Annotated in this window: 23 protein-coding genes, 1 tRNA gene and 2 pseudogenes; 14 read left to right on the top strand and 12 right to left on the bottom strand. The window is 65.8% G+C overall.

Translation table 11 applies throughout. The features are described 5' to 3' along the window. Nucleotides 1-136: 136 nt before the first annotated feature. Complete coding sequence (bagA, locus tag B141_RS0120900; protein WP_026257425.1) at nucleotides 137-1,150, top strand: ATPase BagA; 1,014 nt, start codon at nucleotides 137-139, stop codon at nucleotides 1,148-1,150. Beyond that, nucleotides 1,147-2,304, top strand: a complete 1,158-nt coding sequence (gene bagB / locus B141_RS0120905; protein WP_020577134.1) for an ArsA family ATPase — start codon at nucleotides 1,147-1,149, stop codon at nucleotides 2,302-2,304. The genes bagA and bagB overlap by 4 nt, the downstream gene beginning before the upstream one ends. Before the next feature lie 206 nt (nucleotides 2,305-2,510). On the opposite strand, the gene B141_RS0120910 is transcribed toward bagB, so the two are convergent. Then, nucleotides 2,511-2,834 (bottom strand): WhiB family transcriptional regulator, encoded by a 324-nt coding sequence (locus B141_RS0120910; RefSeq protein ID WP_020577135.1) that lies wholly within the window; start codon nucleotides 2,832-2,834, stop codon nucleotides 2,511-2,513. Between the two features lie 258 nt (nucleotides 2,835-3,092). On the opposite strand from B141_RS0120910, the gene B141_RS41825 reads away from it, so the two are divergent. Beyond that, nucleotides 3,093-5,510 (top strand): transglycosylase domain-containing protein, encoded by a 2,418-nt coding sequence (locus tag B141_RS41825; protein WP_169512950.1) that lies wholly within the window; start codon nucleotides 3,093-3,095, stop codon nucleotides 5,508-5,510. Nucleotides 5,511-5,648: 138 nt separating this feature from the next. On the opposite strand, the gene B141_RS41830 is transcribed toward B141_RS41825, so the two are convergent. Beyond that, on the bottom strand, nucleotides 5,649-7,025 hold the full coding sequence (locus B141_RS41830) for a UDP-N-acetylmuramoyl-L-alanyl-D-glutamate--2,6-diaminopimelate ligase (RefSeq protein ID WP_040421955.1): 1,377 nt from the start codon (nucleotides 7,023-7,025) through the stop codon (nucleotides 5,649-5,651). Nucleotides 7,026-7,518: 493 nt separating this feature from the next. Beyond that, nucleotides 7,519-7,971, bottom strand: coding sequence for a GatB/YqeY domain-containing protein (locus B141_RS0120930; protein WP_020577139.1), 453 nt, complete (start codon nucleotides 7,969-7,971; stop codon nucleotides 7,519-7,521). A gap of 142 nt (nucleotides 7,972-8,113) precedes the next feature. Here B141_RS0120930 and B141_RS0120935 point away from each other — a divergent pair, with 142 nt between their 5' ends. Then, the gene (locus B141_RS0120935; RefSeq protein WP_020577140.1) at nucleotides 8,114-9,019 is read left to right on the top strand and encodes a metallophosphoesterase; all 906 of its coding nucleotides are present in this window, start codon (nucleotides 8,114-8,116) and stop codon (nucleotides 9,017-9,019) included. A gap of 98 nt (nucleotides 9,020-9,117) precedes the next feature. Beyond that, nucleotides 9,118-9,191, top strand: a tRNA-Pro gene (locus tag B141_RS0120940). 33 nt (nucleotides 9,192-9,224) lie between these two features. On the opposite strand, the gene B141_RS51560 is transcribed toward B141_RS0120940, so the two are convergent. From B141_RS51560 to B141_RS52300, 3 genes and pseudogenes are all read right to left on the bottom strand, one after another. Then, nucleotides 9,225-9,845: a site-specific integrase gene (locus B141_RS51560; RefSeq protein WP_237742760.1), complete on the bottom strand. Its 621-nt coding sequence runs from the start codon at nucleotides 9,843-9,845 to the stop codon at nucleotides 9,225-9,227. A gap of 210 nt (nucleotides 9,846-10,055) precedes the next feature. After that, a pseudogene (locus tag B141_RS52880) lies at nucleotides 10,056-10,325 on the bottom strand (tyrosine-type recombinase/integrase); the annotation flags it as partial. Nucleotides 10,326-10,345: 20 nt separating this feature from the next. Further along, entirely contained in the window at nucleotides 10,346-10,600 is a 255-nt protein-coding gene (locus B141_RS52300; RefSeq protein WP_084678414.1) for an excisionase family DNA-binding protein, read from the bottom strand. On the opposite strand from B141_RS52300, the gene B141_RS0120950 reads away from it, so the two are divergent. Continuing rightward, a complete protein-coding gene (locus B141_RS0120950) occupies nucleotides 10,588-11,268 on the top strand; it encodes a nucleotidyltransferase family protein (protein WP_020577141.1) in 681 nt (226 codons plus the stop codon). The two genes, B141_RS52300 and B141_RS0120950, sit on opposite strands and share 13 nt — an antisense overlap. A 199-nt stretch (nucleotides 11,269-11,467) precedes the next feature. On the opposite strand, the gene B141_RS52885 is transcribed toward B141_RS0120950, so the two are convergent. Beyond that, nucleotides 11,468-11,821: a DUF2750 domain-containing protein gene (locus tag B141_RS52885; protein ID WP_084678415.1), complete on the bottom strand. Its 354-nt coding sequence runs from the start codon at nucleotides 11,819-11,821 to the stop codon at nucleotides 11,468-11,470. A gap of 398 nt (nucleotides 11,822-12,219) precedes the next feature. Here B141_RS52885 and B141_RS0120955 point away from each other — a divergent pair, with 398 nt between their 5' ends. The 3 genes from B141_RS0120955 (at nucleotide 12,220) to B141_RS0120965 (ending at nucleotide 13,559) form a co-directional block, all read left to right on the top strand. Then, complete coding sequence (locus B141_RS0120955) at nucleotides 12,220-12,804, top strand: MFS transporter (RefSeq protein ID WP_157181161.1); 585 nt, start codon at nucleotides 12,220-12,222, stop codon at nucleotides 12,802-12,804. Between the two features lie 183 nt (nucleotides 12,805-12,987). Then, nucleotides 12,988-13,179 (top strand): hypothetical protein, encoded by a 192-nt coding sequence (locus B141_RS0120960; RefSeq protein ID WP_020577143.1) that lies wholly within the window; start codon nucleotides 12,988-12,990, stop codon nucleotides 13,177-13,179. Between the two features lie 59 nt (nucleotides 13,180-13,238). Next, nucleotides 13,239-13,559, top strand: a complete 321-nt coding sequence (locus B141_RS0120965; protein WP_020577144.1) for a GYD domain-containing protein — start codon at nucleotides 13,239-13,241, stop codon at nucleotides 13,557-13,559. A 664-nt stretch (nucleotides 13,560-14,223) separates the two neighbouring features. Here B141_RS0120965 and B141_RS0120975 read toward each other — a convergent pair. From B141_RS0120975 to B141_RS0120995, 5 genes are all read right to left on the bottom strand, one after another. Then, nucleotides 14,224-15,126: a phosphotransferase gene (locus B141_RS0120975; protein ID WP_020577146.1), complete on the bottom strand. Its 903-nt coding sequence runs from the start codon at nucleotides 15,124-15,126 to the stop codon at nucleotides 14,224-14,226. A gap of 377 nt (nucleotides 15,127-15,503) precedes the next feature. After that, nucleotides 15,504-15,863, bottom strand: coding sequence for a YciI family protein (locus B141_RS0120980; RefSeq protein WP_020577147.1), 360 nt, complete (start codon nucleotides 15,861-15,863; stop codon nucleotides 15,504-15,506). A gap of 278 nt (nucleotides 15,864-16,141) precedes the next feature. Further along, the gene (locus B141_RS50805; protein ID WP_202805858.1) at nucleotides 16,142-16,588 is read right to left on the bottom strand and encodes a CPBP family intramembrane glutamic endopeptidase; all 447 of its coding nucleotides are present in this window, start codon (nucleotides 16,586-16,588) and stop codon (nucleotides 16,142-16,144) included. 623 nt (nucleotides 16,589-17,211) lie between these two features. Then, nucleotides 17,212-17,862 carry a nitronate monooxygenase gene (locus B141_RS47655; protein WP_202805859.1) on the bottom strand — a complete coding sequence of 217 codons (651 nt, stop codon included), beginning with the start codon at nucleotides 17,860-17,862 and terminating at the stop codon, nucleotides 17,212-17,214. Between the two features lie 67 nt (nucleotides 17,863-17,929). Beyond that, entirely contained in the window at nucleotides 17,930-18,850 is a 921-nt protein-coding gene (locus tag B141_RS0120995) for an aminoglycoside phosphotransferase family protein (protein ID WP_026257428.1), read from the bottom strand. A 314-nt stretch (nucleotides 18,851-19,164) separates the two neighbouring features. Here B141_RS0120995 and B141_RS47660 point away from each other — a divergent pair, with 314 nt between their 5' ends. From B141_RS47660 to B141_RS0121025, 5 genes and pseudogenes are all read left to right on the top strand, one after another. Then, entirely contained in the window at nucleotides 19,165-19,656 is a 492-nt protein-coding gene (locus tag B141_RS47660; RefSeq protein WP_157181162.1) for a DUF2087 domain-containing protein, read from the top strand. A 47-nt stretch (nucleotides 19,657-19,703) separates the two neighbouring features. Further along, on the top strand, nucleotides 19,704-20,132 hold the full coding sequence (locus B141_RS0121010; RefSeq protein ID WP_157181163.1) for a hypothetical protein: 429 nt from the start codon (nucleotides 19,704-19,706) through the stop codon (nucleotides 20,130-20,132). Then, a complete protein-coding gene (locus tag B141_RS0121015; RefSeq protein ID WP_020577154.1) occupies nucleotides 20,129-20,548 on the top strand; it encodes a phosphotransferase family protein in 420 nt (139 codons plus the stop codon). The genes B141_RS0121010 and B141_RS0121015 overlap by 4 nt, the downstream gene beginning before the upstream one ends. Before the next feature lie 11 nt (nucleotides 20,549-20,559). Then, the gene (locus B141_RS0121020; RefSeq protein ID WP_020577155.1) at nucleotides 20,560-21,144 is read left to right on the top strand and encodes a hypothetical protein; all 585 of its coding nucleotides are present in this window, start codon (nucleotides 20,560-20,562) and stop codon (nucleotides 21,142-21,144) included. A gap of 442 nt (nucleotides 21,145-21,586) precedes the next feature. Continuing rightward, nucleotides 21,587-21,969, top strand: a pseudogene (locus B141_RS0121025) (IS982 family transposase); the annotation flags it as partial.

The raw sequence follows: 21,969 nt of genomic DNA on the forward strand, positions 1-21,969 counted from the left end.
AGCGGCAAACGATCGGGCAGAGCATGCGACGCTCCCGGCTCAGCCGATCACGGATCGCAGCGGCGCAGGCAGCGAAACCCGCGGGTCTGGCGGTCCCGTGCCGAAGGTCAACGTCGAACGGCTACGCTCAGCGAGCGTGACGCGCCGCGAAAGCGACTGGGAGGGCGTCCGCCTCCACGTAGTAACGGGCAAGGGTGGCACGGGCAAGACGACGGTGGCCGGGGCCCTCGCGCTCGCCCTTGCCGCCGACGGTCAGACCGTGCTGCTCTGCGAGGTCGAGGGCCGGCAGGGCATTTCCCGCCTCTTCGACGCTCCGTCCCTGCCGTACGACGAACGCCGGATCGCGGTCGTACCCCGCAACGGCGCGACCGCCGGCGAGGTCTACGGCCTGGCGATCGACCCGGAGGCGGCCCTGACCGAGTACCTCGAGATGTACTACCACCTGGGCCGGGCGGCCCGCGCCCTCGACAAGGTGGGTGCCGTCGACTTCGCGACCACGATCGCCCCCGGGGTCCGGGATGTCCTGCTCACCGGGAAGGTCTACGAGGCCGTACGCCGCAAAGAGAAGAAACGGGTCCACGATCGCCCGACGTACGACACGGTTGTCTTGGACGCACCGCCGACCGGGCGGATCGCGCGCTTCCTGGGAGTGAACGCCGGTGTCGCCGACATCGCCCGGGTGGGTCCGATCCGCCGCCAGGCGGACAGCATCATGGCATTGATGCGGTCACCGCAGACCGCCGTCCACATCGTGACGTTGCTCGAGGAGATGCCCGTGCAGGAGACCTCCGACGGCATCGCCGAGCTGCGGGCCGCCCGCATCCCGGTCGGCTCCGTCATCGTCAACCTCGCCCGGCGTGGTCCGCTCGACCGGCCGACGATCGAGGCGGCGTCGGCCGACCAGCTGCCGCGCGCCGACTTCGTGGCGGCACTACACGAGACCGGCCTCCCCGCCGACGACGCGACCGTCGAGGGACTCCTCACCGACGCGCGCGAGCACGCGATCCGGGTCGCCATGGAGGACGAGCTCCGGACGCGCCTCGACGACCTTGGGCGCCCGATCTACGAGCTGCCGCGCCTCGCTGACGGGGCGGACCTCGGCGCGTTGTTCGACCTCGCCGGCGAACTCACCAAGCAGGGGATGGCGTGACCGCTCCGTCTGTCGCACCGATACCGGGAGCCCATCCGCTGGCCGTCGACGCTCTCCTGGACGACTCGTCGGTGGAGATCATCGTCTGCTGCGGGTCGGGTGGGGTCGGCAAGACCACGACGGCCGCCGCCATCGGGCTTCGGGCCGCCGAGCGTGGCCGCCGGGTCGTCGTTCTCACCATCGACCCGGCCCGCCGGCTCGCACAGGCGATGGGCCTCGCCGAACTCGACAACACCCCGCGCCAGGTCGAGGACATCGACACCACCAAGGGCGGCCGGCTCGACGCGATGATGCTCGACATGAAACGGACCTTCGACGACGTCGTGCTCGCCCACACCTCGCCGGACAAGGCCAGGGAGATCCTGGAGAACCCGTTCTACATCGCGCTGTCGTCGTCGTTCGCGGGGACGCAGGAGTACATGGCGATGGAACGCCTCGGCCAGCTGCACGCCGACGCGTCCAGCAACGGCGACTACGACCTGATCATCGTCGACACACCGCCGTCCCGGTCGGCACTGGACTTCCTTGACGCACCGAAGCGGCTGTCGTCGTTCCTCGACAGCCGGCTCCTCCGCCTGCTGAGTACACCAGCCCGCGGACCGATCCGGCTGTTCTCAGCCGGGATGGGCGTCGTCACCGGAGCCCTCACCAAGCTGCTCGGCGCGCAGGTCCTGACCGACGTCCAGACCTTCGTCGCCGCCCTCGACACGACGTTCGGGGGCTTCCGGCAGCGGGCCGAGGACACCTACCGGCTGCTCCAGGAGCGCCGGACGGCGTTCCTCGTGGTGGCCGCCCCCGAACCCGACGCGCTCCGCGAGGCGTCGTACTTCGTCGAACGACTACGCGATGACCGGATGCCCCTCGCCGGCCTGGTCCTCAACCGCATGGAGGCGCCGGCAGCGGTGCACGTGTCACCCGAACGCAGCCTCTCCGCCGCCGAAGCACTCGCGGAGTCGGGCCAGCATCCGGTGGCGGCGGCGGTGCTCCGCCTCCACGGCGAGCGCATGACCCGGGCCGCGCGCGAACGCCGGCTCGCCGAACGCTTCGCCTCAGCACACCCCGGGGTGTCGATCGCCACCGTGCCGGCGCTCTCGTCCGACGTCCACGACCTGCCGGGCCTTCGCCAGATCGGCACGCGGCTCGGTGGTGAGTAGCCACCAGGCGACACGCAGGCGCCGGGCCCAGGGCCGGTGTCCGGCTGGAGCGACTCCCCTCCTCGACGTCGCTCACGGTCGAACTACCGTCCCTGGACCCGGCGCCTTTGCTACGCGGCTGACCGTCCTGGCATCACACCAGGACCCGGGTCAGGTTTCTCAGGTCGTACGACATGACCTGGCGGTCGCCCGGTCAGTTGTTCGGGCTATCCGACGGCACGCACCCTCTCAGGACTGTGCCGGTGGTAGGCCCGTTCGTACTCGGTCCGGGCGGTTTCGAGTAGCTGACGCCACGATGTGACAGTGGGGCGGCGACGCAGCACAGCGCGGCGTTCGCGTTCGGTCATTCCTCCCCAGACCCCCCACTCGATCCGCCCGTCGAGCGCCTCGGCGAGGCATTCGGTGCGGACCGGGCAGCCCATGCAAACCGTCTTCACATCGTGTTGGGCAGCCCCTTGGACGAACAGCTTGTCGGGCTCGTCTGCGCCGCGGCACGCGGCCAGCCGAACCCAGTCGCCATTCCATGTCATTCTGTAGTCCCTCCCCTGACTTCGGCCACGCAAGGTGACCGACGCGCGGACGTTCCCCCAACGTCCTGGCAGAACGGTAAAGCCAGAGGGGCCCAGAGCGACAGTCCCCAATGGCCAGATTTGTGATTGTGTCGTCACTCCCAGGGGGAAAAAGCGGTCGGGAAGGTCGTCTGCCTTAAGGAAACGATCAGCGTGGCCGACCGCGTAGGCTCTTCGGCTATGAGCCCCATGTCCCGGACGCGACGAGAGCACGGCTTTGTGACTCACGTCCTCATGTTCGTCGTCGTCAGCGCGCTGATCGGCGCCCTTGCCGCCGGGCTACTCATCCCGTTCGCCGGGCTGCTCGGAGCGTCCACCTCGACGGTGACCGATGGTTTCCAAGAGATGGACGGCAACCTGCAGGATCCGCCCCTTCCGGAGCGCAGCCGGATGCTGGCCGCCGACGGTTCGGTGATCGCGACCTTCTACGACCAGAACCGCGTCGAGGTTTCGCTCAAGGAGGTCGCCCCGGTCATGCAGCGGGCGATCCTCGCGATCGAGGACGCGCGGTTCTACCAGCACGGACCCCTCGACGCCCAGGGCACGCTCCGTGCGTTCCTCCGAAACCAGCAGGCCGGCGGGGTCTCCCAGGGTGGTTCGACCATCACCCAGCAGTACGTCAAGCTCGTGCTGTTCGAGTCCGCCGAGACGAAGGACGAGCAGAAGAAGGTCATCGAGGACTCCTACGGCCGCAAGCTCCAGGAGTTGAGGTACGCCGTCGAGCTCGAAAAGACGCTGGCCAAGAACCAGATCCTCGAGAAGTACCTCAACATCGTCTACTTCGGTGACGGCGCCTACGGCATCGAGTCCGCCGCGAAGCACTTCTTCAACACCACGGCGAGCAAGCTCACCCTGACGCAGGCGGCGATGCTGGCCGGGCTGGTCCGTAACCCCAACGGTCTCGACCCGCAGAAGAACGCCAAAGACGTGCTCGGCCGCCGCAACCTGGTGTTGTCGCGGATGGTCGACACCGCCATGATCTCGCCCGAGATGGGCACGGAGGCCAGGAAGCAGGGCCTCGGTCTGAAGATGACCCAGTCGCGGCAGGGCTGTTACTACGCGAAGTACCCCTTCTTCTGCGACTACGCCCGCGAGGTCCTGCTCAACGACCCCCACTTCGGCAAGACCAAGGAAGAACGCCAACGCCTCCTCTCCCGGGGTGGGCTCACGATCAAGACGACGCTCGATCCGCAGTCCCAGGTCGCCGCGCAGGAGTCGGTCTCCAAGCACGTCAAGCCGACCGACGAGGCGATCGGCGCGCTGTCGCTGGTCGAGCCGGGCACGGGTTACGTCAAGGCGCTGGCGCAGTCCCGGGGGTATGGCAAGGGCAAGGGCAAGACGTTCATGAACCTCAACGTGCCGGTGAAGTACAACGGCACCTGGGGCTACCAGCCGGGGTCGACGTTCAAGCCGTTCGTGATGGCGGCGGCGATCCGGCAGGGCATCCCGCTGACGCAGAGCTTCCCCTCACCGGGACGTACGGTGATCACCCAGCCGGTCAAGACCTGCACGGACGGCAAGCGGGGGTTCGCCCGGACGGCCTGGAAGGTCGGCAACTCCACCAGCGCCGGGGCGACCAGCACGATGCTCACCGGCACGGCCCTCTCGGTCAACACGTTCTACGCCAATCTCGAGGCGGCGACCGGTATCTGTGAGCCGGCCAACATCGCGACGAAGCTCGGCGCGACCCGCGCCGACGGCAGGCCGCTCCAGCAGTTCAAACCGTTCGTGCTCGGCGTCAACGAGATCGCCCCGCTGTCGATGGCCGAGGCGTACGCCACCTTCGCCGCCCGCGGCCTGCACTGCAAGGCCACCCCGGTCACGCAGGTGGTCGACCGCAACGGCGACCAGCTCAAGATCGAAGGGCCCAGCTGCAAGCAGGTCCTGCCCAAGGACGTCGCCGACGCCGTCAACTACGTCCTGCGCCAGGTCGTCGACGGTCCGGTCCCGGGCCGCACCGGTAAGGACATGCACATGGACGGCCGCCAGGCCGCCGGCAAGACGGGTACCAACGAGGAACGTAAGGCCGTGTGGTTCATGGGCTACACGACCAACCTCGCGACCGCCGCGGTCATCGTCGACGCCGACCCGCCGCTCCGCTCCCTCATCGGGATGAACATCGGTGGCCGCGTCGTTGGCGGCTCCGAGGTCTGGGGTGGCAAGCTCGCCGGCCCGATGTGGCTCGACGCGATGAACGGCGCCCTCGTGGGACGCCAGAGCGCGAACTTCGTCGAACCCAACCGCGACATCATTCAGGGCGTCCCGACCGAGGTTCCCTCCGTCATCGGGATGGGCCAGAACCGCGCGAAGCAGACCCTCAGCGAGGCCGGCTTCGGCATGGTGATCGGCGGCTGGGTCGACTCGGGTGCCCAGCGGGGCACGATCGCCCGGCAGAGCCCCGGACCCAACTCGATGTACGGCTCGGGCTCGACGGTGACGGTCTACCTGTCTGACGGCACACCGCCCGCGCCGCCGCAGCCAAGGCCCAAGCCGTTCCCCACCTCCACAGGCGGGCCGCTCCCACCGAAGCCGCCGTGGCCACCTGGTGGTCCTGGTGGTCCTGGTGGGCCTGATGGTCCGCGCATTCCCGGCGTAGGAGAGCCCGGACTGCTGGGCCAGCCACCGCCGGCAGAGTAGGCCGCGGTAGCCAGAGCACACAGTGGCCGCCTGGGCTGACGGAATTCCGTCAGCCCAGGCGGCCACGTTTTGTTGGTGGCAGGCTGGCGGCGCTGGCGTTTCCGCTCGCCGCGGCACCGATGATCATGATCGCGCGCGTCATACGGCGCCGTCCGAAGCGAGCGACAGCACCGTCGCCTCGTCGCTGTACGGGATCTTTGTGTGGCCGATGATCTGGTACGGCTCGCTGCCCTTGCCCGCGATGAGAACCAGATCGCCCGGGGCGGCCGCAGCCAGCGCCTCCGCGATCGCCTGTGCGCGATCGGGGACCGTGCGGACACGATCGGCGTGCGCCGTTGTGCCGGCGAGGATTTCGACGATGATCCGGCCCGGATCCTCGGTGCGCGGGTTGTCGCTCGTGAGGACGACCTGGTCGGACAGCTCGGCTGCGATCCGACCCATAACCGGCCGCTTGGCGCGGTCCCGGTCGCCGCCGCAGCCGAAGACCGTCACGATTCGGCCGATAGCACCTGTGCGCAGGGTCCGCAGCACTTGGTCCAGTGCGTCCGGGCTGTGCGCGTAGTCCACCATCACGGTGTACGGCCGGTCCACCGGTACGATCTGCATCCGCCCCGGCGGCCCGGGCTGCGCCGCCAGGGCTCGTGCCGCGTCGTCGAGCGGAACGTCGAGCTCGAGCGCAGTGGCCAGCACAGCCAGCGCGTTCGACACGCTCATCTCGCCGAAGCCGCGTACCAACGCCTGCACCGACCGACCACCCGCATGCACAAGGAACGCGGTCCCGTCGGGAGTGCGCCGCAGATCGGTGGCGATCAGATCCGCGTTTGTATGCAGCGCGAATGTGCGGGTGCTCTTCCAACGCTGGTGGATGCGGCGGCCGACCGGATCGTCGACATTGGCCACCGCCGCCCGGGCCAGATCGAACAGGTGCAGCTTGGCCGCCTCGTATGCGGCCATCGAGCCGTGCACGTCGAGATGGTCGTGACTCAGGTTGGTGAAACACCCGACCGCCACATCAGTACCGTCTAGCCGCCGCCCGGCCAGCGCAATCGAGGACGCTTCCATCACCACGTGCGTGGCACGGTTATCGGCGAACCAGCGCAGGATGTACTGCAGGTCGACCGATTCCGGAGTGGTCGGTGTTCGCCGCTCGACGTCCACCGGCACAGCGTCCAGCGTGATGCCGATCGTGCCGATCATCCCAACTCGCCGGCCCAGCGTCCGAAGAACACCGCCCATCGTGTGGGTGATCGAGCTCTTGCCGTTGGTGCCGGTGATGGCAACCACCGTCAGGTCCCGCGCGGGATATCGGTAGAACGCGCAGGCCACCCCCGCTGCCGCGGCCTCGGGATCCGCCACAACTATGTCCGCATCCGATTCAGGCGGCCCGATCACGACGATCGCACCAGCCGTGCGCGCTTGGGCGATGTGCGCGGCCCGCGCCTCCGCCGTTCGCGCCACGGAAATGAAGACGGCTCCCGTCGTGATGAGCCGAGAGTTCAGTTGCACGTCGGTCACGACGTCATCGAGGGCGACGGGTCGTACGACGGAGATGCCACCGGTGACGCCGGCCAAGAGGTCCTTCAGAAGTGTCATTTCTACCCCGGAAGATGAGCCGTAATCCTCAGATCGATGCCCACCTCACTCTGAAGATCGACGATCTGTGAACCCACGGATACCATCCGACCGTCTGGCGACCAGATCGACGACTGGAGGTGCTGGACGGAGATCCTGAAACTTCTTCTGTTGTATGTCCTTGTGTACTGGCCATACCTCGGCCCGCTTGCCGCGCTGATACCCATCCGCGGGCTCAGGCATCGGTCGACTATCGCGGCACGTATCGGCTACGCGGTCGTCCTGGGCTGGCTGGTAGTACTCGCGCCCGGCGACATAGCCCTTGTGATCTGGTACATGAGGGTCGCGGGCGAGGGATGAAGACACACTTCTTCAGTTGACGATCCGTGTGACCGGATATCCGTGAGCCCCTCCGTCCTGATGAGACGCGATGGCCTCAGCTGAGCTGGCCGCGGACGACGGCGGCGATCCGGCCGCCTTCAGCGCGGCCCTTCACCTGGGGCTGGACGATCTTCATCACCGCACCCATGTCCTTCATGCCGCTGGCACCAACCTCCGCGATCGCCGTACGAACGATCTCAGCCAGCTCGTCCTCGGACAGCTGGACCGGGAGGTACTCCGCGATGATCTCGCCCTCGGTGCGTTCCTTGGCGGCAAGCTCGGCGCGGCCGGCCTGGTCGAACGCCTCGGCCGCCTCGCGGCGCTTCTTCGCCTCCTTGTCGAGAACCTCCAGCACCTCGGCGTCGCTCAGCTCGCGGGCAGCGGTACCAGCGACCTCGGCGTTCGTCACCTCAGTGAGGGTCATCCGCAGCGTCGACGCGCGGAGGCTGTCCCGCGCCTTCATCGCGGCGGTCAGGTCGGCACGCAGGCGGTCCTTGAGGGCACTCATGGGCCGATCTTATGGTCGATGGCCTGGCTCCCGCCGCCGCGTTTGTCCGTTCCGTTGGTCCGCGCCCGACTGGATGATCATTTCCCGGCCCGACCCGCCGAGCGATCACCCCTCGGACGGTTGGGTGTGGGACCCTGGCAGGGTGCATCCGTTGCTCAAATACACCCTTGCGACCACCGCCGGCGCCGCGGCCGTCGGGGCGGCCTGCGTGGCGTACGCCGCGGGCTATGAGGTCCGGGCCTACCGGCTGCGCAGGTTCGACGTACCCGTCCTTCCTCCGGGGTCGAGGCCGCTGCGCGTTCTCCACATCTCCGACCTTCACCTCATGCCCGACCAGAGGGACAAGGTGGAGTGGGTCCGCGGGCTGGCCGCGCTCGAGCCCGACCTGGTGGTCAACACCGGCGACAACATCTCCCACCCAGACTCGGTGCCGGTCGCGCTCCACGCCTACGAGCCGCTGCTCGAACTGCCCGGAGTGTTCGTCTTCGGGTCTAACGACTACTACGCGCCGGTTCCGCGTAACCCCGCGAGGTACCTCATCCGGCGGGGAGAGGGCCCTCGCCACCTCACGGCGCCCCGGCTGCCGACCGAGGATCTGCGGGCGGCGTTCACCGAGGCCGGTTGGCTCGACCTCTCCAACGCCAAGGGGGAGCTGAAGACCGACGACCGGCTGCTGGCGTTCGCCGGAGTGGACGATCCGCACATCCGGTGGGACCGCTACGAGGACATCGCCGGGCCGGCCGACACGTCCGCCGAGCTGACGATCGGGGTCACCCACGCGCCGTACCGCCGGGTCCTCGACGCGATGGTCGCCGACGGCTACCGCCTGCTGCTCGCCGGACACACCCACGGCGGCCAGCTGTGCGTGCCCGGCTTCGGCGCGCTTGTGACGAACTGCGACCTCGACACCAGCCGAGCCAAGGGGCTGTCCCGGTGGGGACCGTCGTGGCTGCACGTGTCGGCCGGGTTGGGTACGTCGCCGTACGCGCCGCTCCGGTTCGCCTGCTACCCCGAGGCGAGCCTGCTGACCCTGCGTTCGGCCCTGTGACGCGTCCTCCATTGGGGCGTCCGGGGCCCTCCGCGGCACCATGACAGATACCCCGTCGCAGGAACATCCGGCCGCCCGATAGACTCGCCTGGCGATTCCGGGGTGTGGCGCAGCTTGGTAGCGCGCTTCGTTCGGGACGAAGAGGTCGTGGGTTCAAATCCCGCCACCCCGACTCGGATAGTCGCAGGTCAGGAGCCCTGTCGGATCACTCCGGCAGGGCCTCTGAACGCTCATACAGCAGCAAAGTACAGCAGCACTCACCCGGCCAGGCCTTCTCCCAGGCTGTCCCAAGGCGCTTGAGCGCATCCCGCGTCTGCTTCGACGAAACCTTGGTGTAGATCTCCATGGTGACCGCGAACTGAGCATGGCCGGAGGATCTGCATGACAACGCGCGGGTGTACGTCAAGATCCACCAGCAGGGACGCGCAGGTCCGCCGGGCGTCGCGAACACGAGGTCTGATGGCTGCCACAGCTCCCCCGCCGCCAGCCGAGCCTTCTTCTGATCAAACTTGCGCTGCCTGAGTGCGTTGACACCGATCTCAGGCATGGGCAGCGTTGCGTCCGACGCTTCCGTCTTGGTCTCCCGGTGCAGGAGCTGCCTCCGCACCCGCTGAAGCTGGTGAGAGATCGTCAACTCCCCCTCGTCCATGTCGACATTGGACCACTGCAGGCCGAGCACCTCCCCCTTGCGAAGGCCCATCACCAGGATCAGGACGTACGCCGGGTAGAGCGCGTACTGACGGGAGCGAGCCGTATCGAGGAAAGCACGCGCCCCCTCACTGGACCACGCCTTGCTCTTGTGTGCTCGCCCAGTCGGCAGCTTCACCAAGCGCGCGACATTCCGGCCCACCAACTCTTCAGTCACAGCGTTGGACAACGCGGACCGCAGTACCGTTCGAAGATCTTTCACGGTTCGAGCCGATGGCACAGTCTGGCAGCACCTCCCAACCGCGCAGCACCGCCGCTTGCCCTCCCCGCGCCGGGCTTCCTTGCCCTGCTCGCAGCATTGGCAGGTGACGCGTACCCGGTTAAGCCACGTTTGCACGTCGCGAACCTGCAATCGGTCGAGTCGTTTAGTGCCGATTCCCGGAATGATGTAGAGGCGGATCAGCGTCTCGCAAGTAGCCCACGTCAACGGCGCCAAATTCGGCCGAACAACATTATCGAGCCAGTACGAAAGGTAAGCCTGAACAGTCGGAACGGTCGGAACCGTCGATGCCACCGGCCCCTGTCGCGCCTTCTCCTGGAGCTTGGTCCACTTCCGATGGACCTCCTCCCACGTCTTGCCATACACGTACTTCCGCATGCGCAACCCGGTTGGCGTATTCACCCCAGACGGCGAGCTACGTACTCATCAATCCACTGAGGAAGAATCCGGCGATGTCGACCATCTTTGATCGACCTAATCTCGCCCGACGCAACAAGCATCTTCGTCTTCGACAACCCGAAACCGAGCATGCCAGCCACCTCGGTAACGGTGGCGGGTGTGTCTTGCGTCAAGGTGTTGGCAGGGTTGACCTGGGTCTCGGCAGAGCCGTGCTGTCGGTGGTGGCCGATAGCCTCGAGGCATGAGTTCTCCATGGAACGAAGCACTGGCCGGCGTCGCCGCCAAGTTGAACCACGGCAGCTTCGACTGGATGCTCGTTGGCAGTGCAGCAACAGCGCTTCGCGGCGTCGCGGTCGAGCCAGGCGACATCGACGTGGCAGTCTCGACCGCCGAGGACGTTGCTCGTGCCGCGACGCTGCTGCCGACCCCCGAGGCGACGCAACGACAGGACCCGCGACACGAACCGGGCGACCCGGCAACGTGGCTGAGCACAACGGCGGAGCCGACGCTGCGTTTCGGCGACGCCCAGCGGTGGACCTTCGGTCGATGGCTCGTCAATGGTGTCAAAGTCGAGCTGGCTCACATTGAGGATCCCACGGCGGCCGATCTTATGATCGAGACTCGTGGACCTCTGGTGTGGCGCGCGCGAACAGTTGTCGACTGTCACGGACATCCCATCCCGACTGTCCCGATCGAGGTTCAAATCGCCACCATGCTCGCTCGACAGCAAGCAGCCAGGATCGAGGCAACGATCGCCGTCATCGACTCTCTTCCGCTGAACGTCGCCCTGCTGCGACGCGCCATCTCCGACAGGCAGGCGGAAGGCTTCACCATCACAGTTCCCGACACGCTACGAGGCTTGCTTGCACAACAACGGACCGCGACCGAGCGAACGGACCAGCGACCAGAACTGCCCGCGTAGTGGTGGTGGCGTACAGCAGCGAAGTACAGCAGCGCCAACAACCGCCCCGCCCCGTCCCGGCCCAGGATGGCGCGACGTACGCCTGACCGACTGCCATCGACCGTCGCGCCGATAGCTCGGGACGAAGAGGTCGTGGGTTCAAATCTCGCCACCCCGACAGGTAAAACGGCAGGTCAGAGGTGCTTTGGCTAAGGTTCGCTTAGAGCTCGCCGAGCGCGTGAATGAGACGATTGGCTACTTCACCGACAGTGAAGTCCCATCCAGTTAGGCGCTGTCCGCTCCAGTTAATCCCTACCCGGAAGTCATCTTTGGCTAGATCCGGCAAAGCCGCGCTTCGCCAATGATCCAGCGACATTGAAACAGCTCGAAATTGAGGACCCCATAGCTGAGCGGCGCGCTGCGCACGGGTCTTCGACGACCAATAGGGGAAAGCTGGTTGCCCAGAACTTGAGACCGGGGTCGGACTGCCATCGTCGTCTCGAACCCACCAAACGGTACGAGTCCGAGCGATCTCACGGAAGAAGGCCGCTGCCTGAGCCCCGCTTGTGCTCACCTGAATCCTCCTGGATCGTCCCGACTTTCAGCATCACGCTTGAGCGCGGCACCAGAGGGCCCCAGTGCCGCGCCCCGTTCGCAGCGTTAGTAACCGGGCGGGAGCCTACGGTGTCCGCCTGGATCCATGAGGACATGATCCTCTGGGTAGCATGCGGGTCACGGCAACGCCAATGACCCCGCCGTGTCAACGCCGGCTGGAGACGGTCCAAGCGCTGACCTTTGTCGGCTCCGGCCTCCTTCTGTGGCGTATCCGCCACCAGGAGCCGACCCGCTCGGAGACCAGCCACGAGAGAGTCTGGCCCGCTCTTGCCGCCGGACTGCGCTTTGTCTGGCAGCAACCGATGGTCCGCGCGTTTACGCTGTCTGACGCAAACCTTCCTGTTCTCCTTCGCCATCGTGTACGCCGTCCAGATGGTCTTCTTCACCCGCGACCTCAACCTGTCCCCTGCCATGATCGGCGTGATCTTCACGGTCGGAAGCGTCGGCGGACTACTGGGTGGCATGGCCGCTCGAACAGCGGGCGTGCGGTTCACGACCGGACGAACCATCCTCACCGGATCGCTACTGCGTGCGGCTGGCATCGCCCTGGTCCCGCTCGCCGCCCTGGCCGGGCCGGCCGCTCTGCCGTTGCTGGTCGTCTCTCGCCTGGTGAACGCTTTCGGCTGGACCTTGTGGGAAGTTCACCAGGAGACGATGCAGCAGCTGCTCACCCCGGCCAGGCTTCGGGGAAGAGTCAACGGCAGCGTCCAGTTCGTCGTCCAGGGCGTGGACGCGCTCGGAGCATTCGTCGGGGCCGGCCTTGTGGCCTCAACCAGTCACGCGGACGGTCAGTGGCCGCGCCGGCGCCGTCCGAGGACGGCCGCCGGGCCGCCCGCAGGACGAAGCCGGTGCGCTGCGCCGCGTCAGCGGCGCCTTGATCTCGTACAGGTCAGTTCGGCAGACAGAGCGTGCCCGATCGGGCGGTCGCCGGGCTACCGCTGACGCCATCCTCGGGCTCATCGGGCGGGTTATGCAGGGCGTGGGCCGCCGTGCTCCCAGATGGCGAGCACTCTGCCCGTTGTCGCGTCAACCAGCCCGGTGCCAACGAAGAACATCCGGTGACGCAGTTCTTCGTCAGCCTCCTACCGCTGACGTGCCCCCGAATGGCCCCTCACCCAGCCGTCAATGATCAACGCTGACTGCGTACGACCCGTCTTCGAGTTCGGGAGCGACCCGTTCTGGCGCCAGGTGCATGGGATCAGGGAAGGCATCCTGGCCGAGGCCGCTCGTGCACGACGGGCCATGATCTCCACGACGATCTACAGCCGGTGGCGCCCCCACTGTTTCAGCCGCGCGCGTGGACTTTCGGCCCTGTGACTACCCATCGTTGCCGTTGATGGTGGGGGAAAGAGTGGACGCGACCACCGGGAGGGATCATGCCGAAGTATCTGGTGCAGGCACGGTACACCGCGGACGGAGTGAAGGGCCTGCTCAAGGAAGGCGGTACGGCCCGGGTGGAGGCAGCCAAGAACGCGACGAGCTCGGCTGGCGGCACCCTCGAGTCGTACTATTTCGCGTTCGGACAGGACGACGTGTACCTAGTAGTTGATCTGCCGGACAACGCCACTGCAGCAGCGCTCAGCCTCGCGATCGCCGCGACCGGCGCGGTACACACCAAGTCGACCGTGCTGCTGACTCCCGGCGAAGTCGACGAGGCCAGCAAGAAGAAGATCAGCTATCAGGCTCCAGGTAAATGAACGACCCTCCTCCGGCCTATCCGTTGTGTCTCCCGTGGTGCCGTAGTGGAAGATGTACGCAGGCGAACCGGCGGTAGCGCCATTCTCGGCGGGGCAGCAAAGGCCGATGTACTTGCGAATGGAACGGCCATCATTGCGAATGATGTCACGATTCGAGACGTTCTCCATCTCATCAAGATGCTCCCCATTCGCCGCGGAAACATGATCTAGAGGATCAAGCACTCTCGACCATGATGTTGGCTTGTTCATGGGCGAAATGAAGGTTGGCCAAGTTCGGGCGGGAGCACCGTGGGTCGGTCGGCTAGCTCGCGGGCAGAGGTTCGCCCTGTTGCGCGGCGTAGCATTAGGCAACGAGTACGTCTCGGATCGGTGGGACGGTCCGCCATGAAGCACCTCGACACGGTCGTTCGGGTGATCCTGCCGAACAGTGCGCGGCTTGTACCAGCTCGCGCGATGGCGACGCATTGGCGGACGGCGAACGCCTTGCCGGAGTCGGGTTGGGATCGGGCAACGCAGTGTCTGCTCGTCTACAAGGTGCGGCAGGAAGCGGGAGGCGCACGCCGCACGCGGGGCCTCCCTCGGCAGGAGACCCTGGCCACACAACTTCGTCGACGCGGTTGATGAGTGGTCTACGTGACCATCCCACCGAGCGCACCCCGTGGACTCAGTCCAGGCCGTAGCGATCGAGTGCTGCTCGAAGCTGGTTGAGCGCCTCGGTTCTCCAGTAGTCCCGGTTAGGGATCTGGTCGTTTCGGTTCCAGCGCATCGTCGTGACGCCCGCCCACATGAGGATGCGGAACTGGTGAACGAGGTCTTGGTTGGGCCCCGGATAGTGCTCTGCAACTTCGTCGGGGACGTAGGCGAGGTCGTATTCGACCGGCCCACGTTGGCACGTCCCGACGTCGATGAAGAGCGGGCCTTTCCTGGTGTTGAGCACATTTGCCGGATGCGGTTCACCGTGCAACAACTGCTCGCTGGCACCCCAACGGCTGATCGCCGCGCTCACGCGCCTGAATGTGTCGCTGAGGAGTTCGCGGTCACGGTCGGGAAGGTCGGGAGTCAACTCTCGGTCGTCAGCACTCGCTGTCCAACCGGCGATTCGAGCGGTGATATGTGGTGCCGCCAGATCGATCTTTCGCAAGCTGGCATGGAATCGGACGAGTGCGTGCGCATAGTCCGCCGGCGCGAGGTCTGAGGACATGCCGAGCTGCTCGTGCGCCGCGGCGCCTCGCCGGTCAGCAACGACAGGCTCGTAGTAGGTCCAGAGCGTGATAGCGAAGTCGTCACGCACATAGACGCCGGGCTCCACACGAGGCTCGAGCTCACCCACCGGGCTATCGGTTTCGGCGAGACGGCGAGCAACCTCTGCTTCGAACTCCAAGCCCGCTTGCCCCCGACCGTCGTGAAGGGACAGCGGTGCGACACGAGCAAGTACATCGCAAGGAGTCAGGCGTACGGCGATGCGGTCCGAGTTGTGAACGACGACCGCATCGCCGACTTGAAGGCCGAGGGCGGAGGCAGTCGCCGCTGCGGCGTCAACCGCGCGCCGGACTTCGGATGGTTCCATGGCCTTCCTCGCCCTCCTCGTAAAGCGTCCCGGTCAATGCTCGCGCTCGATCGCCTAGACACCTTATACGCGGCACCCCACAAGACAGCAGAGGTCACTCCAGGCCGCTGGAGGACGCCACCTGACGCGTAACCGCGTCCCATCCGGGACCGTCCAAGAGGGTCGAGATCCGAGCGCTCCACGATGAGGTCGCGGTCGACCATTAGGCGTCAGACGGTCTCGGGTACCGCTGCCACGCCGGTGTTGGCGTGGCAGCGGTACCCGACCGAGGTTCCTCGCGAGGTACTGCTGGTGGTGTTCGGTGAACACGTACTAGCGACGTGGCCCAGACCTCGGCGTCGCCTGGATCAGCTCTCCGTTGACGAGTCGCGACCTCATCACTGGGTTCTGGGTCGCGGCTTGAATCGTCGAACCTCCTGGGGCCAGCCGCAGGCTTCCGCGATCTTGCCGGCCCACATCTTGGCGGCCTCGTCGTCGGCCACGTCCACCAGGGCGAACCCGCCCAGGAACTCCTTGGTCTCGACGTATGGTCCGTCGGTGATCATCACGGTGCCACTGGTGGGGTCGGCGCTGTAGACCGGGCCATCTTCCTCCTCCAGCCCCCCGGCGAACACGTACACGCCGGCAGCCTTCATCTCGTCCGTGACCGCCATGGCGAGCGGCCCGCGGCCGCGGAACCACTCCTCGGTGTGGTCGCCCACCCACTGCTGGTTGAAGTAGATGAGGTACTCGGTCATGTCTCCTCCTTGTCCCGGCGGCCTCCTCCGGCAGCCTCCCACCCGTTCTACGGACGCCTCGCTCCGGATCCGACAGGCTGCCGGCAAAATCTTCACGGCTACGAGTGGTCCAACCGCACTCATCTACCGCTGACCGCGCCGTGGTGCCGCGTCGAGTGGATCTCTGACATGCCTGTAAAGGATCAGCCGAGACACAACTGTCAAGCGTCTGAGGTGCCAGCGGTCCGTTGGCCGCTCACCTTCCGTCCGTTGGCTCCGAACAGGCCAGGGTTCCCCGCTCAGCGCAGGACCATGACCGCAATCGTTCCGATAGCCAGATTGGCGGTCACGTGAACCAGGTAAGGGATGAGAACGCCGCCACTACGCAGACGCAGTACCCCGAGGACGAATCCCCAGCTCCCCGCCATGATCATGCCAACTGCGCCGGACGGAAAGCCTGCAAAGTGCGCGACCCCAAACAACACTGCTTGCAGCACCACCCCCGCCCAGGAGCCCCATACTGCGGCAAGTTCGCTCAACAGCACCCCCCGGAAGAGCAGCTCCTCCCACACCGGATTGACCAAGGCGAACCCACCGATGCCCAAGATGGCCAGCCACAGCGGGAGCCGCTGTAGTTCACGGAGGTATTCGGCAGGTTCGGGGCGCACCACCAGAGCCCACACCGTGAGCGCCGCTCCACTGAGTACCACGGTGGCCAGACCGAGCCACGGTGCCTCTCGCGTCACGACTCCTGGCCTCAGCCAATGAGCCGCTGGGCGCAGCGCGGCAGGTCGACCAGCGAGCAGCAGACACGCCAAAGGGAGCACACTCACCAGCACGGCAGTGACCGCGGGAGGTACATCGCCGACAGCGCCAATCGCGAAGCACACGACGAGCGGGCCGACGAACGATGCCGCGCGAATCGCCTCCGCAGACCGCAGGAGGACCGCGGCACCGATCACAACTGCCGCCACTGCACCTACGACGCCAGACCGTGTGGGGTCGTCGGGGCGGAGCGGCACGATCGCACAGGCGCCCAGTGCGACGACGCACAGTCCCGCACTCACCGCCCGACGCGAGCGAATCGGGCTCGTACGGTCGACTGCCGTGGACCACGACGAGTGATCCAGTTCAGGCATTGAAGAGCTCCGACCAGCGACGGGTCCAACGGTTGCCGTCCGAGTATCGGCCGACCTGAGCCATGAGCAGGATCCTCCCACAGCCAGTTCCGGGCCCTCCGCATCTCTGCCGGCACCACCGCGACCTCAAGCTCGGCGAGCCATGTCACACATCAACTGACGGGCACCTGTCGCACATCAGCCGACGGAGCACATTCGCCCACAGCCCTGCGTTGCTGAGTTGACCTCCCCTAGATCAAGGCGCCGCTGACGCAGCGCACCGCCCGGCTATCGCCCTTGCGGGCGGCCCTGGGGGCCGTCCTCGGACGGCCGGCGTCCGGCGAAGCACCTGCACTCATCGAAGGACTCAGAGGGCTCCGCCCTCCGAACCTCCCGGTCCTCGCTCCGGCAGAGGGACCTTCACGAGGGACGGTTTGTCCCAGCATCACCGGCCGGCCGGAAGTAGTCGGCTGCTGCTTGAATTGCGGTTCGCCGAAGGACAACATCACGGCGGTCGGCCGCTGGGCCAGCGCATGCTCGACCGTGGCCACGTCGATTGCCCAGCTCTGAAAACCGATCCCCCACGGCCTGTCAGTTCCGTCGGCAACGATCGGCAGCTCCCGATCCAGCCACTCCAGATCCCCGTTGCCGCCGCCAAGCAGCCCCAACCCACCGCCGTTAGAGACCGCCGCCGCCAACGCACCACCAGCCGATCCACCCATCGGCGCCAACGCAATCGGATGCTGCACCGAAAACAACTCCGTGAACGCGGTCGACAACCCCATAACGAACATCATCTCCTGTCCCTGGACGACCATCCCACCACAAAGTCTCAGGGGCGCCAGGACCGTTCCAGCCACTACCTCGGGAACATGGCGATGGTCGTACGCGGGCAGTTCCACCGTCGCGTCCGTCTCGGCACCCGGTGACTACGTCGCCTTGAAGTGACCACCGACTGCGCCCACGGTGTCAGCTCGACTGCTCGTACTCCGCGAAGATCTGGTTGAGGGTGTACGTCGCGTCCGCAGGCGGGGAATCACCGGTGTCCAGTGCACCAGCACAGGCAGCCAACGCCTTCCATAGTGCCCAGCCTCGCCCGCGCGCCCAGGTCGCCGAGTCGACGGACAACCTGTCGCGAAAGGCCTTTCGACTCTCTGCCGACAGCAGTGTCCATGCGATCGCCAGGTCGCAGGCGGGGTCACCGACGCCACACGTACCGAAATCAATGACGGCAACAAGCACGCCGTCCTTGACCAGAAGGTTTCCCTGGGTCACGTCTCCGTGGAACCAGACAGGTCGTCTGTCCCAGGCCGCCTGCAGCGCGGTGTGCCAGATCTCCCGAGCGAGGTCGGTCCGGAGGTGACCGTCCAGTGTCTCGAGCGCGCCCTGTGTCTGCTTGTCGTACGTTGCCAACGGGCCGCCTCGGAACCAGTTGTGCCGCCCAGGAACGGGACCGTCGGTGGGATCGGCCTGCTGCAGGGCGGCGAGAAAGCCCGCCAGGGTGATGCCGAACTCAGTCAGGTCAGCGATGTTGGCGAGGCTCGCGGGTTCTCCGCTGAGCCAACGGTAAACCGACCACGCGTGCGGGTAACCCTCGCCAGGCGTACCCTTCGCCAACGGAACCGGGACGGACAACGGCAACCGCGGCCCCAGTATCGGCAACCACCGATGCTCCTTGTCGACCGCAAGAGCATACTCCGACGCGCTGGGAAGTCGCACCGACATCTCACTCCCAAGATGGAACGTCCGGTTGTCCCACCCCTCGTTCTCCACCGGTCGAACCGGAAGGCCGGCCCACTGCGGGAACTGCGCCGCAACCAGCCGTTGCACCAGCTCCACATCGGCAGGAAATCGAGCCGGCACAGGGCCAAGGTCAGGCACTTCATACATCTATGAATCCCTTCTGAGTGGGCTGGCTGTCGGCCGAGGCGGGTGCCGAGGCGCCGGTAGTCGTCAACACTTGGCGGAAGTTCGACGGGTCCGACCAATATCCGATTGTCGATGCGCCCTGATCAGACCATGCTGCTGACTCGGAATAGTAGGACGATCCATCTGTCTGACGGCATGGGTGACATGCCACGAGGGAGGCGAGGAGTTTGCAAGATCCTGGGGTTGACGCACCAGTAACGACTCCCCATCTGGCGACCGCTGCGTCGCTGCTGGCGACGCTTTCGGATCCGAACGTGGTGCGAGTGGTCTGTTGGATGCTTGAACGGGATCCGCGCGAGCGCGGCGCGGTCAGCGGCTGCGCCGAGGCGCTTGGTCTCGACACTGCATCTGCAGCACGGATCTACGGGAGGCTTACAGCTTCAAGCCTGCTCGTGTCCAACGGATCCGATATTGAAGTCAGGTTGGATCTGCTGCGACAGGCCGCTCAAGACTTGGACGAGATCAATCCGGTCGTTCGTCGTCTCGACGACTATCCACACCTGACAGCACTGTTCTCCCACGGCCGACTGACCAGTATTCCCGTCGAGTACGAGCACCTTAGGTCCCTCGCACTCTTCCTGGCGAGCTATTTCACGGATGGCGTGTCGTACAAGGAACCGGCGGTCAACCATGTGGTGAGGCAGGTTCACGAAGACTTCTCCGCGCTGCGACGCATGATGGTGGACGTAGGCGTCATGACCCGTGACCGAAGTGGCGTGTACACCCTGTCAGAACAAGGGGATGAGCCTCTAGTCTCGGCTACATGACCAGACATGCGGGAGCGTTCGGCGGCTCCGGGTCGCGGATCGAGATCGTGTCGCGAGAGCCCATTTCCGGTGGCTTTAGCGCGGCGACCAAGGAACGGCTGCGTATCGTCATAGCGGATCGTGGCCAGCGAGTCGAGCAGACCGCCCTGCTGAAGCGGACATCGGCGATCGAAGTTTCAGCCCTACGCGCGGCAAGCGGGGGACCGTCGGCGGCGGCCATCCCGAAGATCATCGACGCTGGCATCGACGCGGATGGCCACTGGATCCTCACCCCGTTCTACAGCGGCAATCCTGCGGCGGCTGAGACCCTCATCCCCGACAACGTCGTCGAATCACTGGCCCGGATGCACATCCATCATTTGAAGCGCCCATCCCCTGACCATATTCCCGTCGTTGACTCGTCCTGGTGGCAGGCGAATGCGCCGTATCCATCGAACGGCTCACTGGACTTGCACGCCCGGCTACGCGAGCAATGATCGCGCAGGTCACTGCTCTACGGGATGAACCTCGAGTCCAGGACGCGCTGGAGGAGTTACCACGCACGTTGCTCCATGGCGACGTGCACCGCAACAACGTGCTTGTCGACGAACACGGAAACGGCCGGCTCATCGACTGGGGAGGTGCCCTCGTCGGGATACCCGCACTCGACATCGTGAACCTTGGGCCGCCCGGCAGTAACGCCTACAGGACCTACGCCGACACTTGGGAAACACTGACTGGACAGAACCTCGAAACCGCTGCCTGGCGGCGCAGCTACTTGGTCGCGACCGTCTGCATCAACCTCAAGTACGTCGCGTTCGCCGCCAAGATATTCGGCGACCACAAGGCGCAATCAATGCTTCAACAAGCGACTGAAGCCCTTGAGCAGATAGGCAGCGATCCAAAGTCCTGACACGGAGGAACATGCCCGTCATCGCCATCATCTCGCTTCCGGCGTACAACGTCACGCGGCCTCCCGATGTTGAGGCCGTTGGCGCGGCTCTCGATGAAGTCATCCGCAAGAACTTCGGCCAAGAAGAAGAACGCGAGGTCGCCATCCGCGGTGTCAGTCTGATCGACCACCCAGCGCACACTCACGACTCGTTGGCCGAGGTGATCACCGCTACCGGCACGGATCGGTACGACCCGCGGCGCGTAGGTCCGACCGATGGGGGCTACGCCCGCTACGGCGTCGAACTGCACATCGCCCCCTGCACCGTCTCGGCAACGTCCCTGCGATCACGAATGACGGAGACCCCGACGCTGCACGGCACCATCACGCAATCGGTGATGGCGAAGACCGTGAGCGACTTCTACGTGGGTCCGCAAGTCGACCGCGGCGGAGTACCACTGAGGATCGACCTGATCACCATCTACGACCTCACCCAACTCGAGGGCATCCCGATCCCCTTCCACGGCGACGAGAAGCCGCCACTGTCAGCGTGCCGCTTCAAATATCCCGATCGCCGCAGCGAAGCACTACTCGGGCTGATCAAAGTTCTGGGATAAGCCACCGGCCCGGATCACTGGACGCATCTGCTCGCGGGGATTTGAGCGTGTTCCGTAGATCTTCGTTGAGGTCTTGGGGTTTGACTGGCCGTTGTGGATGACGAGCGCCCTCGTGCTTTGTGAGACGGCTGGTCGGTGGCGCGATCGGGATCCACTCAGGTCTCGTCTCACACACTGGCCAATCCAGGGGTTGTCTCACATTGTGTACACCTGGCTGGTACTTCACACGGCTAGCACCTGCTTCACATGGCGTCCATGCCATGTGAAGCAGGTACCAGCCATGCAAGGCGCCCGCAGGGTGTACACAATGTGAGACAACCCGGCGCCAGAGCACCACGAACGACCCGCCAAGGTGCATGCAGAGACCTAGACGAGTGATTCCTAACTCTGTTCGGTGTGGCTGCTGGGATCTTGACGCGGCGGAGGGTACCGATGTCGTTTTGTGACGAACAACCTCGATACCCTCCTGACCGCACTGTATGTGTACATCGATGATCACGTGGTCCAGGCGCACCGGCTCACACCCGGGCGGCCGAAGAAACTGACTGATGCCGAGCTGGTCTGTCTGGCGGTTGCCCAAGTTCTGTTGGGTTACCCGTCCCAGCATCACTGGCTGCGCGCCTGCTACGGCCGGCTCGGGCACCTGTTCCCGTACCTGCCCAAACAGCCTGGCTACAGCAAACGGATCAAGGCAGCCGGGCCACTGATCGCCAAAGTGCTCGACTATCTGGCGCGGGAGGTGTCGGCGCAGTCTGATGAGTTCCGGTTCATCGACGCCACCCCGATCTCGTGTGGCTGCTCGGTCTCCACCGTGAAACGCTCCGA

This window comes from Actinopolymorpha alba DSM 45243 (genome assembly GCF_000373925.1).
GTDB lineage: Bacteria > Actinomycetota > Actinomycetes > Propionibacteriales > Actinopolymorphaceae > Actinopolymorpha > Actinopolymorpha alba.

Coding starts and splice junctions, on each gene's coding strand:
- B141_RS0120930 (WP_020577139.1), bottom strand. CDS start 7,971: ATGAGTGCCCTCAAGGACCGCCTGCGTGCCGACCTGACCGCCGCGATG.
- B141_RS0120950 (WP_020577141.1), top strand. CDS start 10,588: ATGAGTTCTCCATGGAACGAAGCACTGGCCGGCGTCGCCGCCAAGTTG.
- B141_RS0120965 (WP_020577144.1), top strand. CDS start 13,239: ATGCCGAAGTATCTGGTGCAGGCACGGTACACCGCGGACGGAGTGAAG.
- B141_RS0120995 (WP_026257428.1), bottom strand. CDS start 18,850: ATGTATGAAGTGCCTGACCTTGGCCCTGTGCCGGCTCGATTTCCTGCC.
- B141_RS47660 (WP_157181162.1), top strand. CDS start 19,165: ATGCTTGAACGGGATCCGCGCGAGCGCGGCGCGGTCAGCGGCTGCGCC.
- B141_RS0120910 (WP_020577135.1), bottom strand. CDS start 2,834: ATGACATGGAATGGCGACTGGGTTCGGCTGGCCGCGTGCCGCGGCGCA.
- B141_RS0120975 (WP_020577146.1), bottom strand. CDS start 15,126: ATGGAACCATCCGAAGTCCGGCGCGCGGTTGACGCCGCAGCGGCGACT.
- B141_RS0120980 (WP_020577147.1), bottom strand. CDS start 15,863: ATGACCGAGTACCTCATCTACTTCAACCAGCAGTGGGTGGGCGACCAC.
- B141_RS0120960 (WP_020577143.1), top strand. CDS start 12,988: ATGATCAACGCTGACTGCGTACGACCCGTCTTCGAGTTCGGGAGCGAC.
- B141_RS0121015 (WP_020577154.1), top strand. CDS start 20,129: ATGATCGCGCAGGTCACTGCTCTACGGGATGAACCTCGAGTCCAGGAC.
- B141_RS0121020 (WP_020577155.1), top strand. CDS start 20,560: ATGCCCGTCATCGCCATCATCTCGCTTCCGGCGTACAACGTCACGCGG.
- B141_RS52300 (WP_084678414.1), bottom strand. CDS start 10,600: ATGGAGAACTCATGCCTCGAGGCTATCGGCCACCACCGACAGCACGGC.